This is a genomic window from Sphingobium sp. TomTYG75, assembly GCF_054771635.1.
This window is the reverse complement of record NZ_BSRE01000001.1, coordinates 2,320,676-2,332,890: the sequence shown is the minus strand read 5'-3', so window position 1 is coordinate 2,332,890 and position 12,215 is coordinate 2,320,676. Positions and strand designations below refer to the sequence as shown.

Here is a 12,215-nt window from a genome sequence, read left to right as displayed (position 1 = left end):
CTGCTCCTGGTCATTTTGCAATCCATCCGCCGGGAGGCGGGCTGCTCCTCCCGGCGGACGCCCCCGCTCAGAGGTAGAGTTGCGGGTTGATGGGCAAGTTGTTTTCCCGGCAGTAGCTCTCATAATGGTTGATGAACCACCATACGTCGGCCGTCTCCACGAACTTGCCATCCTCGTCGTAGAATTCGATCGGCCCCTGCATCCATCCCCACAGCTTGCCACCCTGGGGATGCTCGCTGACCAGTGTGTGCCGTTCGCCGGGCACTTCCAAGAAGAAGTCGCCTGGGCCTGCGACCCAATCATGCTCCAGATAGCGCAGGCTGCCTTCCAGGCACATCATGACCAGCCGCCCTCGATGCTTGTGCGTGCCGACGACGCCCGGTCCTTTCAACCAGAGCACATTGCAATAGATGTTCTGGCGGACGTCGAACGCGAGGTGACGAATGGCGGCGTTGGGGCCGAACGGCACCCAAGGACTTTCCTCCTCCGACGGCCCGATGAAGCTGCCCTTGACGCCATGCGCCTCAATCACATGAGACAGGTTTTCGGGGACATCGACGATCTTGAAGGCGGTCGATGGGGGGGCGGTCATTACAGTGGACATGATGATGCGATCCTGTTTCCGTTATGTGGGGTTGATCAGAACTTCACGCCCAGCCTGGCATACCATTCGGCCGGACGATTATAGGTGCCGTAGAATTGCCCCCCGGCGATCTGCGCCTGACCCGTGGTCAGGAAACGTTCGTTGAAGACGTTAGTGCCGCCCACCGTGACGCTGTAGCGGTCGTCAGGCAGGCGCAGCGTGACGTTGGCATTGACGACGTTCGAAGCCTTGCGGTTGAGCAGGAAGGTCCCTTCGGTGTCGTTGCGCATCTGCGACGTGTAGGTCCAGTCGGCCAACATTATGAGCTTCGCGCCGCTGCTGCCCACATCCAGCTCGACGCGCGGGCTGACATTGACCTTCCAATGCGGCGTCTTGGGCAGTTCGGCACCCACGAACACACCGCCCTGGATCACGCTGGGCGCGACAACCGCGCCCGGCAGTACCGAGGTATATTTGGCGTCGATATAGCCGAGCGATGTCGTCAGGGCGAAGGCGCGGATGGGCGCGAAGACCGCTTCGGCCTCGAAGCCCTTGATGCGGGCGTCACCGGCGTTCTGGATGGTGGGGGACACGCCCTGCTGGAAGTTCAGCTGGATGCCCTTATAGTTGGTGGTGAAGGCCGCGAAGTTTAGCTGCAGACGCCGGTCGAACAGCTTCGACTTGAGCCCGATTTCCCAAGTCGTCGCCTTTTCCTCGTCAAAGTTCGGAGCATCGGGCAGCGGGTTCGATAGGCGCGTCGTCCAACCGCCGGTCTTGTACCCTTTCGACCAGGAAGCATAGGCCATGAGGTCATCGCTGGGATAAAGCTGGACGCCGATCTTGGGCGAGAAATTGTCAAAGGTCTTGCGGTTCACGCCACCGGGATAAAGCTGCAGCGGGGCGTTGGCGTTGGGGAAGCCTGCCGCGATCCGGCAATCGTCGCTGATCGGGGTCAGCGATGCGCAGGGCGGGACGCCAAAGCCGTTCAGGATCTTGTAGGTCAGGCCGTTGAGATCGGTCTGAAACCCTTCGAACGACTTCTTTTCCTTGGTATAGCGCGCGCCGACCGTGATGCCGATGAGGTCGATCGGCTTAAAGTCCAACTGCCCGAACACAGCGCCATTCTTGGTGCTCAGAAGGTTGTTGCCGTCGATAGACAGCAACCCTTCGGCGAAGGTCACATATTCATGAAGGTTGCCCGACTCTTCGAAATAATAAGCGCCAAGAACATACTTCAGCCGTTCGTCCAGCGCGTTGCCTAGCATCTGGAACTCCTGGCTGAACTGCTTCTGGTTCATCTCGAAACTGATCTGAAGCATGTTGAGCGGCGACCCGTCATTATCCAGCCCCGCCTTCCAGTGCAGTTCGCGATAAGCCGTAATGGATTTCAGCGTCAGGCTGTCGGACAGATCATATTCGATCGTTCCTGCGGCGCCGTAGGATTGCATGCGCGAGAAGTTGGATCCCGTTGCGTAGCTGCTGTCCTTGTCCCCCGTCACAAAGCGATCGTCGTAAGGTAGGCGGTTGTTGTCGGGATTGGCGTCGGCGTTGACGCCGAAGATCGCGGGCAGGTCAAACAAGCCGGTGCGCCCGGCACGCCGAAAGGCATAGACGAAAGACGGCGGGCCGTTGCCGCACCCGGTGGATTGGCCCGCAATGGCGCAGTTATAGCTGCCCGCGAACACATCGAACGCGCCGCCCGCGACATTGGGCGTGGTCGCCAGCAGCGTGTTGGGGAGCTGTTCCTGCTTGCTGTTGCTATAGTCCCCGGTCAACGACACGCGCACGGCATCGCTCGGTTCCCAGCGCAGCTTGGTGCGCAGGCTCCAGGCATCTTCGCCGCCCTCACGGCCGATCCCGGCATTTTCATAACCGGACGCGGAATAGGCGGTCGCCGGTTCGACCTGATAGGTGCCCGGCTGCGCGCCCGGGAAAGGCTTGCGCTTAAAATAGCCGTTGCGCGTCTTGACGGAAAAGGACACCGAGCTCGCCAGCGTGTCGCTGATCGGAATGTCCGCCGTGCCGCGCGCCTGGAACAGCCTGTAGCTGCCCACCGTCGCATCGCCAATGAAGCGGAACTTGTCGCCCGGATCATGGGTGACAATGGAAATCGCGCCGCCGATGGTGTTGCGGCCGAACAGCGTGCCCTGCGGACCTTTAAGCACTTCGATCCGCTCGACGTCCCCCAGTTCTTGGTTCGCGCCGACCGAACGTGCCAAATAGACGCCGTCCAGATAGACGCCGACGCCCGGATCGATGTTGAACGCGAAGTCGTTCGATCCGATGCCGCGGACATAGGCTGCCAGCACCGATGACGACCCGGAAAAGGGCGTACCCGCATCGAATGTCACATTGGGGGCTAGGCCCGAAAGCGACGCGACGCTCTGCACCGCGCGCTCCTGCAATGCATCGTTGGTGAAGGCGGTAATCGCGATCGGCACCTTCTGCACATTTTCTGAACGACGCTGGGCCGTGACGACGATGTCCTGAACGCCACCGGTCTGGGGCACTTCCTCAGCGGCAGGCACTGGATCGGGCGTGGCGGCGGTGCCAGTGGGTGCGGGCGTCGCTTCCTGGGCGTACCCCGGCGTCAAAGTCCCGGCCGCTATGGCCAGCACCGACGCAACGGGCAATGCGGCTATCATCTTGATCATGGTTCCTCCCCTCGGCAATGGACGCTTTTCGCGCTCCCCATCGAAATGACAGAAACCCGCCTCTCCCGCTTGCACTGGAGCGCTACCGATCAGGACTCCAGCGCAATTTGATTCATTTCCGCGAATTTTTCACGGATGCGAATTATCGCCTTGGTCAGTTTGCCAGATAGCCGCCATCGATCGGGATGCACGCGCCGGTGATGAAGGCCGCCCTGTCCGACAGCAGGAAGGCCGCAAGGTGCCCGCACTCCTCCGGCTCGCCCAGCCGCTTGATCGCCTGGGGCGCAAGCAGCGCTTCCAGGAACTCGGGCGAAGTGCCGTCGAGCAGCTTGGAGCGGATCGCGTTGGGCAGGATGGCATTAACGCGCACATTGACGTCGCCATTCTCCCCCGCCGCCGTTCGCGTCAGACCAAGGATCGCATGCTTGGTCGCCGCATAGACGCCTGCTTCGCGCAAGCCCACCGCTCCCGCGATGGATGAGACGTTGACGATGCAGCCGCCACCCTGCCCCCGCATGACGGTCAAAGCGCCGCGCATGACGCGGAAACAGCTTTTGAGATTCACATCGTTCATCTTGTCCCACAGGTCATCGCTGCTGTCCGCCAACATGGATTTAAGGCCGATGCCCGCATTATTAACGGCGAAGTCGATACGCCCGTTGATCTCGCGCGTCTGCGCAATCAGCGCGTCGATATCCGCCGCGCTGGTAACATCGGCCGCCATGAAGCATGCGACGCCGCCCGCCGCTTCGATCTCCGCGACCGCTTGCGCGCCTTCCTCGGCTGAGGAGGCAAGGTCACTCAACACGACGTTGGCTCCTTCCGCCGCCAGCACCTTGGCGATGCCGCGCCCAATGCCGCTGGCAGCGCCAGTGACAAAGCCCGTTTTCCCGGCAAGCAATCCGTTGGTCATCTGCGTCACTCCTGCATGCTGATGGTAGGCGCGCTCCTGCGATCGGAGCGGCCGATGGACGATCTTTGGAAATTACCGCTGGTCAGGCGCGCGCGATCTGGCGCCCTTCGCGAGGTGAATAGCCGTGCCGCTTGCGGAAGCAGCGCGCGAAATAAGCAGGGTCGTTGAAGCCGAGCTCGAGGGCGATCGCGGTGATGTTCGCCGCCCGGTCGGCCGCAAGCATTTCCAGCGCCCGTTCCAGCCGCCGGTCCAATATATAGGCGCGTAGCGTCGTGCTTTCGGCCGCGAACCAGGTTTGGATCGTTCGCGGGGATATGCCGACTTCGCGCGCGATGGATTCCGTGTCGAGGTTCGGATCGCCCAGCCGTGCCTCCACTATCGCCTTGACCCGCGCCAGTCCCCGGCCATCGACATTGGGACCGCCGCGCACAGCGCTGCGCAAGGCAAGGCCCAGCAGGTCCAGCATCAGCGTTTCGGCGCCCTCGGCCCAGCTTGGATCGGGCGGCGCGGCACGGCTCTCCGCCTCTCGCCACAGGGCAAGGGCGAGTTGGTGAAAGCTGTGGACGGTCGGCGAATTGCCGGGCGTCGGACTGCCGATATGGAGGTCCAGCTGCGGCACCCGCTGTTCCAGTTCATGGCGGGCGACATCGACCACCATCATTTCATGGGATGCAACCTCGATCCGCATCGGCGCTGCGGTGGTGCAGATGGAAAGGTCGCCGGGCCGCAGTACGCATTCGCGGCCGGATTGGCGCTGCTCACTGAGGCCAAGGGTCTGGAGGTGCACCAGCAGCCGCTCTTCGCCGTGGTGGCGGGCGCTGCGCGACACGACCGACGATTCCGCCCGCGCCTTGAAAATGGTGAGGTCGCCCAGCGTCCAACAGCCAAGCTGACCTAGAAATTCGCGATTGGAACTGTCGATCATCAGCCCGGCGGACCGGCCAGAGGCGATCCTGTTCCAGTAAGCCAAGCGATCACGCCTGGCGACGTCCTGCGTCGAGAATTGCTCGATCATCCACCGCTCTCCTGACTGGAACAGTTTCACATAAATTATGAGAAGGAAATAGTGGCGGTCGTCGTCCCCATGGCCTTCATCCTGCTCGTTGCAGGTGATGGGGTCATTATCATTTTCAAGAGACTGATAAATATGATTTTATCTCCGCTACATTCCCTCCCGTGGAATATATCTTCAGACCAAGACTTAGAAAAAATGAATATCTGCGGATCAGTTCGAATGATCGCCACGGCGCGATGTGGGGCCACAGCAGACCTAAAGCTCGTTCGGAGGCCGAAGATTTCTCGGCGCGTGCGAGGTGGAGCGTGCAATGAACCATCTTCTTACTGTGCCGCCGCAATCGGCCCGACCAGAATGTGGTGTGAAGGCCTTGGGTTTCCTGTCGGCCTTCGATCAACCCTATGTGCTTTTAGACGACGCATCCTCGCCCAACGGCGACGTCACACTCTTCACCCATCCGATGCAAGTGATCGAGGCTGCGACGCTCTCGGAAGTCGCACCTGCACTGGAAGCGGTGCGCGCAGCTACGAGACAAGGCGCACACGCCGCCGGGTTTGTCAGCTATGATGCCGCTGCCGCCTTCGATCCCGCCATGCCGGTTACCCCCTCCTGCGGGCCGCTCCTCTGGTTCGGGATATTCGGGACCCCATTGGTGCTTCCGTCACAAATGTTCGCAAACCTGCTCCCCACCGATGCGACGTTCCGCATGGGGCCACTGACGCCCTCCAGCACGAAAGAGCAGCATATGGGGCGGATCGCAGACCTGCTCGAACTCATTCGTGCAGGCGATCTGTATCAGGCCAACCTCACTTTCCGCGCCGGGATGGACTTCGACGGTGATCCGCTGGCGCTCTACACCCGGCTGCGGCAGCGCCAGCGTGCTCCTTATGGCGCGATCATATCCACTGGCGCAGACCTCATCTTCTCCTTCTCGCCGGAGTTGTTCTTCACGGTGACTGGGCGCGACATCGCCTGTCGTCCGATGAAGGGTACGGCGGAGCGACATGCCGATCCCGGAGCGGACGCCGCTGCCGCGCAGTCGCTCGCCGCTGATCCCAAACAGCGCGCCGAAAATCTGATGATCGTCGACCTGATGCGCAATGATCTGTCGCGGGTGGCGGAGCCTGGATCGGTGAAGGTGCCGCAGCTTTTCTCGGTCGAAACCTATCCGACGGTCCACCAGATGGTCTCTGCCGTGACGGCGCGTCGCCGCGAGGATGTGGACGCTTTCGACATCCTCGCCGCCCTGTTCCCCTGCGGCTCAATCACTGGAGCGCCCAAGATCCGTGCGGCGCAAGTGATTGCACAGCTGGAAGACAGACCGCGCGGCATCTACACAGGATCAATCGGCCATTTCACCCCGGACGGTGACGCGCGTTTCAACGTCGCGATCCGTACCCTGACCGTCTCACCGGCAGAACGGCGGCTGACGATCGACCTCGGGTCCGGCATCGTCGCTGACTCCGATCCCCTCGCGGAATGGGAGGAATGCCTGACCAAGGCACGATTTCTTGACTAGAGCATTTTCGAAGCAGATGGCATCATCTGCTGGCTCGGAAAATGCGGAAACAAAAGACAAATGGAGCATGATCCGATCCAGTCTGATCGGATCATGCTCTAGGATTTGCTTGCGGCGATGCTGCCGGGGTAAGTGGAGCTTGTTCAATCTGGCCGGATCGAACAAGCTCCAAAGCACCAATCCTGAAACCCGCCACCCGATGGCGGCGGGTTTCCCTCAACTTCAGAAGGTGAAGCCTGCGCGAATGCCATATTCGCGCGGCGCACCGTAAAATTCATTGAGACCAAACTGGCCGCTGACATAGCGCTTGCCGGTCAGGTTGGTGCCATAGGCCTCGATATGGAACTGGCCGGTGCGCAGGGTGACAAGGCCGGACAGCAGGCCATAGCCTTTGATCCGGTCGGTCACCGGTGAATAAGCGAGATTGGTGAAGCGCGGGCCGACATAGGAATAGCTGACGCGCGGGGTCAAAGTCACCTCGTCTCCCAGCTGGAATTCATAGGCCGCCGTGCCGCCGTAGGTCCATTTGGGCGAATAGAGGTTGGGGCCGCCATCGGTGGTGACGATGTCGGGAGTATAGTTGTAGCAAGCCGGAGGCGCCGAGCCGACACCCGGCGGGCATTGCGGACCCAAGCTCCCGGGCGGAAGGGCGCGGATATTGATGAAGGTCAGGCCGGCCAGCTTCGAATGGACATAAGCGACATTGGCGTCGAGACTGAAGCCGCCGAACTTGCTCTGCAACTGGGCTTCAATGCCCTTAATCTTGCCTTGCGAGATATTCTGGACGCCGTTGAAGCCGGTCGTCGGTTCGATCACTTCGAACTGGAAATCGGAATAGTCATTGTAGAAAGCCGAAATCTGCGTGCGGACATGCTTGTCGAACAGGCTCGCCTTCCAGCCAATTTCATAGTTCCACACCATTTCCGGCCGGAACTCGGAATCCACCGCGTTGAAGCCGCCGGGCTTATAGCCGCGAGCGACGAAGGCGTAGAGCAGATGGTCATCATTGACCGTCCAGTTGATCGCCGCCTTACCCGTCACGCGACCATCCTTATGCGATCCCGCAAGGCTCGCCACCGGCAAACCGCCGGGCGGGAAGCCGGGGATGCCAGCGCCAATGCGCACATCGCCCACGCCGCTTGCCTTATAGTGCGAATAGCGCGCGCCCAGCTGCAACTGGACATCAGGCGTCACGCGGTAGCTGCCCTGCGCGAAGATGCCCGTCGTGGTGCGCTTGTTGTCCGGGTCGATGTCGGTCGGAAAGCCAAAGGTCGTTTCGCGGATACGCACCTTGATTTCGTTCCGTTGGAAATAGCCGCCCAATATCCATTCCAGCGTTTCGCCGGTGGGAGAGATAAGGTTGATTTCCTGACTATATTGCCGTTCGCGAGCATAATAGTCCTGGGCGATGCCCTCTGGAGCAGGCGAGGCATCGACATCGTTGACACCTTCGATCTTCTTGCTCTGATAACCGCTGATCGACCGCAGCACGATGCCGCTGGCGAATTCCTGCCGCAGTTCCAGGCTGGAAATAAACGCCTTTTCACGGATCGCCACCGGTGTGTCGTAGTTCAGCGTGTAAATGTCGCCGGTCCGGTAGGAACCAAATTCCGTCCCCTGGATCGGACGATAGGCATAGCCGCCAATGTCGCGATCATTATACTGAACCTTCAGCAGCGCGCGGAAATTGCCCGGCTGCCACAGCACGCCCAGCCGCCCGCCCTTTTCGTCGAGCTTGCCCGCCTTGTTGTTGAAGGGGCCGACATCCTTGAAATAGCTATCATGGCCCCGGTAGAATCCAGCGCCGCGCACAGCCAGCGTGGAGGATAGCGGCACGTTGACCGCGCCTTCCAGCCCGAAATTCCCCCGGTTGCCAGCGCGGCCTTCCGCATAGCCATTGATGCCATTCAGATCAGGATTGCGCGAATTGATGAAGATCGCGCCACCGGTCGAGTTGCTGCCGACCAAAGTTCCCTGCGGACCGCGCAACACTTCAACGCTCGCCAGATCATAGAAGCTGTTCGCCTGGACGATCGGCGGCTGGAACAGCCCGTCGATATAGGTGGCGACACCTGCGGTCACATTGGGCGAGTTGCTGGCAAGGCCGATGCCGCGAATGTTGACCGCCGACGTGATACCCGCGTCGGAAATCGACAGCGCAGGCGTTGCATTTTGAAGGTCGTTGAGGCGCACGACGGCGTTCGCCTTCAGGTCATTAGCGTCCAGCGCACTGGCGGCAACCGGCACCTTCTGCAGATTTTCCGTCCGGCGCTGGGCCGTCACGACGATCTCGCCCAGCGTGTTGGACGATCCCGCCTGCGGGGCCGCTTCCTGCGCCCAGGCGGATGACGTCCACAAGGACATGATGGCGGTGGAGCCCGTCAGCAATATGCGTTTCATTCTTCCCTCCCTATTTTTTGGATGTTCTTCCGGTCATTTCGGAGACCAGGCCGACACGGCCTTCAGGAAAGCGCCGGTTTCCGCCGTCGGCTTTTCATCGCCGGGCGGAAAATAGCTGATCTTGACGACGACGGTGCGGGATCGCGGATCGACGTAGATATATTGGCCTTGCAATCCCACCGCGCTGTAAGCGCCACTATTGTCCAGCAGCCACCATTGCATCGCATAGCCGGTCGGAATGCCTGGCATCTTGTCATCGGCTGGCGCGGACGGCGCCGTCGATGTGCGGACCCAGTCGGCGGGCACCACCTGCCGCCCGTTGGCGCGGCCGCCGTCCAGCATCATCTGGCCGATCCGCCCATAGTCGCGCAGCGTGGCGTTGAAGCCAGCGCCGCTGAATTCGCGGCCGGTGCCCGGCTGCCCATCCATGATGTAGAAGCCGTCCTGCTCCGCGCCCAGCGGTTCCCACAATTTCTGCGCGGTATAGCCCGCGACGGTCGTGCCGCTGACCCGTTCGATCAACCAGCCAAGCACAGCGGTGTCGAGCGTCTTGTACTGGAACACGCTGCCCGGTGCATGCAGCCGCTTCACCGTCCGCGCGGCATCGGCAAAGCGCGCGACATTCTTGACCAGCGCGTCGACATGATTGCGCGCCGCGATGCCGGGATTGGCGAAGTCGTAGCGTTCCTCATAATCAACGCCAGACCGCATCTGCAGGATCTGCCGAATGGTTACGCCGTCATATCCGCCGCCCTTCAATTCGGGCAGGTAAGCGGTGATGTCATCGTCCAGCGACTTGATCCGCCCTTCCGACAGCGCACAGCCAACCAGCAGCGACGTGACCGACTTCGTCATGGACCAGCCGATGAAGCGGCTGTTTTCGTCGCTGTTGTTGCGGTAGATTTCGCTGACGATCTTGCCGTCCTTCATCACCAGCAGCGCGTTGGTGTAGGTGCGATCCAGGAAATCCTGCGCCGTGTAGCGCTTACCCTCGAAAGTGTAGCTGACATCCAGCGGCGCGTCGGCGCGCGGCAGCCGCCAGGGCGTCCCCGCATGGGCGACGATGCGCGTGGTGAACAGCCGGTCCATGCTGCGGAAGGTCAAGGAATTGATATCGCCATCCAGCATGTGCCAGCGGGCGATCTGGACGGCAACCGGCACCGTGGATGGTTGTCCGTCGGCCAGCACGGGCGGCAACGTCTGCTGCGCCGACACAGGCTGAGCCGCCGCGCATATGGCGCCAGCAACGAAACTCACAAGATACCCTGATGCTTTGTGCACACGCACATCCTCTGCTTTGGACGAATGATGATTGTCGGTCGCTTCGTGCTTTTTCTGGACCGATGATTTGAAGATCGCGGCTCCCAAATGGGATACGCCGCGCAACCGCCGCTCAGTGCAAATTGCCATGCACCTGAGCGATGACGGAACCGTACAGCTTGGCGACAAGGTCCGCCTGACGGCGACTGTCGGTCTTTTCCAGGATGCGCTTCATCTGAATGCGCACCGTGCCGACCGACACGCCACGGCGATCGGCATAGGCGTTGATCGATGTGCCCTGTGACAAGGCGACGGCCAATCGCGCCTCCGCAGGCGTCAGGCCAAATAGCGAGGTGACGTGCCCGGCCGACAACATCGGCGCCTGTGACGGATCGATCAGGATCAGCGCCACGCCGTCCCGGTCATCATCCCATCCCTGCGCCACCGTCGCCTTGAACGCACCGTTGGGCAGTGCAATCGCCTGCACCATGCTGTCGTCCAGCTCGCCGAACGCCGCCGTGACCATGTCGTCATCGCAAGGAGACGACAGAAGCCGCGCCAGCCGCTGGCGGCTTTCGGCCGACACCCCGCGCAGTTGGCCATGGTCCAGCGTCAGCGGCGCGCCGTTCGCCAGCATCGTGGCCGCCGCGAGATTGTGCCAGCGGACCTCGCCGCTGGCGGTGCAGAGAATGACACCGGGGCGCAGACGATCCATGATCGAGGCTAATGTGGCTTGCGCGGCACGCGCCGCCCGCACGGTGGCCGAGACGCGCGACAGGGTCAGAAGATGCGGCGCGATGTCCGACAGGAAAGCAGCATCCTTGCCGTCCCGCTCCACCGTGTCGCTGATCTGCCTGTGCAGGATCAGGCTGAACCAGCGCGAGGGTTCGAATTCGAACAGCAGGCCCGACCCGCCCCTAAGGCCAATCTGTGCCAGGCGATGCCGCGTCTCCTGCAATTGCGGCGATGTGGAATCGAAACGCTGCGCGTCGGTGCGGACGGAGAGCTGTGCTTCCAGGCGATCGCGCGGGACGATGGCGAGCCGGGGATTGTCTGGATTGTTGATCCACCGGTCATGCAGGGCGGCGTTCGCGTGGGAATAGCTATCCCGCTCCTGCCACCGCTGTATCAGATGGCCGCCCTCCTGCCGGTAAATCTGCACCGCCGCGCTGCGAACGCCAAGGCCAGCACAAATCTGGTCCAACAGCGGCCTCCAGTTTTCTGGACGGTCGCAGCATCCGTAAAGGGCGGGCAGTATCTGCGCGCTGAAATTAGCCTCCATTGCATCCTCCCTGCTTGCCGCGCATTATTTTTGCTGCGGCGTTAGGCTCCCAAATGACGTACGCACTGCGGAGATGGCGCGGCCTAGATGACTGCCGCTTCCCCCTCCTCATGCGTGGCATTTTCTTCCTGCTCCAGGACGTCCAGCACGATGCGCAGAGCGTCCTGATATTCGGGCGTCAGCAAGCGTGTGTAACGGCGTTCATGCGCGGTCATGATCGCGTCCGCCTCACTGCGCACATCCTCTCCCTCGGCGGTCAGGCTCAGGGCGAAGGAACGTCCGTCTACCGGCGACTTCTGCACCAAATCCTTTTGGATGAGGCCAGTGATCAGCGGCACCATATTAGCGCGCTTAATCCCCAGCATGCGGCCGATGTCGCTTTGGATGCAGCCCGGATTGGCGCCGATCGTCAGGAGGATCGTCGCTTCCACCGGCCGCAACCCGACCAATTCCAACCCCGCGCCCAGCGTCGCCATCATCGCGGAGGAGGAACGCCGCAGCCGATATCCCAGCCGCGAAGCGACGGGATTGATCAGCCTGTTGCCTGAAGGACTCATGCTCATGACTCTCTCATAATGTTATTGCTTAG

The 12,215-nt window shown here is 61.5% G+C and carries 9 protein-coding genes; 1 reads left to right on the top strand and 8 read right to left on the bottom strand.

Annotated features, from left to right (window positions below; all coding sequences use genetic code 11):
* Positions 1 to 67: 67 nt before the first annotated feature.
* The 4 genes from ACYU81_RS11800 to ACYU81_RS11785 all read right to left on the bottom strand — a co-directional run bounded on the left by ACYU81_RS11800 (position 68) and on the right by ACYU81_RS11785 (position 5,165).
* On the bottom strand, positions 68 to 604 hold the full coding sequence (locus tag ACYU81_RS11800) for a 2,4'-dihydroxyacetophenone dioxygenase family protein (protein WP_460987764.1): 537 nt from the start codon (positions 602 to 604) through the stop codon (positions 68 to 70).
* A gap of 35 nt (positions 605 to 639) precedes the next feature.
* A complete protein-coding gene (locus ACYU81_RS11795) occupies positions 640 to 3,237 on the bottom strand; it encodes a TonB-dependent receptor (protein ID WP_460987763.1) in 2,598 nt (865 codons plus the stop codon).
* 154 nt (positions 3,238 to 3,391) lie between these two features.
* Complete coding sequence (locus ACYU81_RS11790) at positions 3,392 to 4,150, bottom strand: SDR family NAD(P)-dependent oxidoreductase (RefSeq protein WP_460987762.1); 759 nt, start codon at positions 4,148 to 4,150, stop codon at positions 3,392 to 3,394.
* Positions 4,151 to 4,232: 82 nt separating this feature from the next.
* Positions 4,233 to 5,165 (bottom strand): AraC family transcriptional regulator, encoded by a 933-nt coding sequence (locus ACYU81_RS11785; RefSeq protein WP_449471735.1) that lies wholly within the window; start codon positions 5,163 to 5,165, stop codon positions 4,233 to 4,235.
* A gap of 310 nt (positions 5,166 to 5,475) precedes the next feature.
* Here ACYU81_RS11785 and pabB point away from each other — a divergent pair, with 310 nt between their 5' ends.
* On the top strand, positions 5,476 to 6,684 hold the full coding sequence (gene pabB, locus ACYU81_RS11780) for an aminodeoxychorismate synthase component I (RefSeq protein WP_460987761.1): 1,209 nt from the start codon (positions 5,476 to 5,478) through the stop codon (positions 6,682 to 6,684).
* Between the two features lie 222 nt (positions 6,685 to 6,906).
* Here the strand turns inward: pabB and ACYU81_RS11775 are convergent, their stop codons facing one another.
* The 4 genes from ACYU81_RS11775 to ACYU81_RS11760 form a co-directional block, all read right to left on the bottom strand.
* Positions 6,907 to 9,084: a TonB-dependent receptor gene (locus tag ACYU81_RS11775; protein WP_460987760.1), complete on the bottom strand. Its 2,178-nt coding sequence runs from the start codon at positions 9,082 to 9,084 to the stop codon at positions 6,907 to 6,909.
* Positions 9,085 to 9,117: 33 nt separating this feature from the next.
* Positions 9,118 to 10,494 carry a serine hydrolase domain-containing protein gene (locus tag ACYU81_RS11770; RefSeq protein ID WP_460987759.1) on the bottom strand — a complete coding sequence of 459 codons (1,377 nt, stop codon included), beginning with the start codon at positions 10,492 to 10,494 and terminating at the stop codon, positions 9,118 to 9,120.
* Entirely contained in the window at positions 10,478 to 11,626 is a 1,149-nt protein-coding gene (locus ACYU81_RS11765) for a helix-turn-helix transcriptional regulator (RefSeq protein WP_460987758.1), read from the bottom strand. Before ACYU81_RS11765 ends, ACYU81_RS11770 begins: the two co-directional genes overlap by 17 nt.
* Positions 11,627 to 11,709: 83 nt before the next feature.
* A complete protein-coding gene (locus ACYU81_RS11760; protein ID WP_449471726.1) occupies positions 11,710 to 12,189 on the bottom strand; it encodes a MarR family winged helix-turn-helix transcriptional regulator in 480 nt (159 codons plus the stop codon).
* Between the last annotated feature and the right edge of the window lie 26 nt (positions 12,190 to 12,215).

What these genes read in the sequence shown, in the direction of transcription:
- ACYU81_RS11800 (WP_460987764.1), bottom strand. Translation starts at nt 604, where the DNA reads ATGTCCACTGTAATGACCGCCCCCCCATCGACCGCCTTCAAGATCGTC.
- ACYU81_RS11795 (WP_460987763.1), bottom strand. Translation starts at nt 3,237, where the DNA reads ATGATCAAGATGATAGCCGCATTGCCCGTTGCGTCGGTGCTGGCCATA.
- ACYU81_RS11790 (WP_460987762.1), bottom strand. Translation starts at nt 4,150, where the DNA reads ATGACCAACGGATTGCTTGCCGGGAAAACGGGCTTTGTCACTGGCGCT.
- ACYU81_RS11785 (WP_449471735.1), bottom strand. Translation starts at nt 5,165, where the DNA reads ATGATCGAGCAATTCTCGACGCAGGACGTCGCCAGGCGTGATCGCTTG.
- pabB (WP_460987761.1), top strand. Translation starts at nt 5,476, where the DNA reads ATGAACCATCTTCTTACTGTGCCGCCGCAATCGGCCCGACCAGAATGT.
- ACYU81_RS11775 (WP_460987760.1), bottom strand. Translation starts at nt 9,084, where the DNA reads ATGAAACGCATATTGCTGACGGGCTCCACCGCCATCATGTCCTTGTGG.
- ACYU81_RS11770 (WP_460987759.1), bottom strand. Translation starts at nt 10,494, where the DNA reads ATGGCAATTTGCACTGAGCGGCGGTTGCGCGGCGTATCCCATTTGGGA.
- ACYU81_RS11765 (WP_460987758.1), bottom strand. Translation starts at nt 11,626, where the DNA reads ATGGAGGCTAATTTCAGCGCGCAGATACTGCCCGCCCTTTACGGATGC.
- ACYU81_RS11760 (WP_449471726.1), bottom strand. Translation starts at nt 12,189, where the DNA reads ATGAGCATGAGTCCTTCAGGCAACAGGCTGATCAATCCCGTCGCTTCG.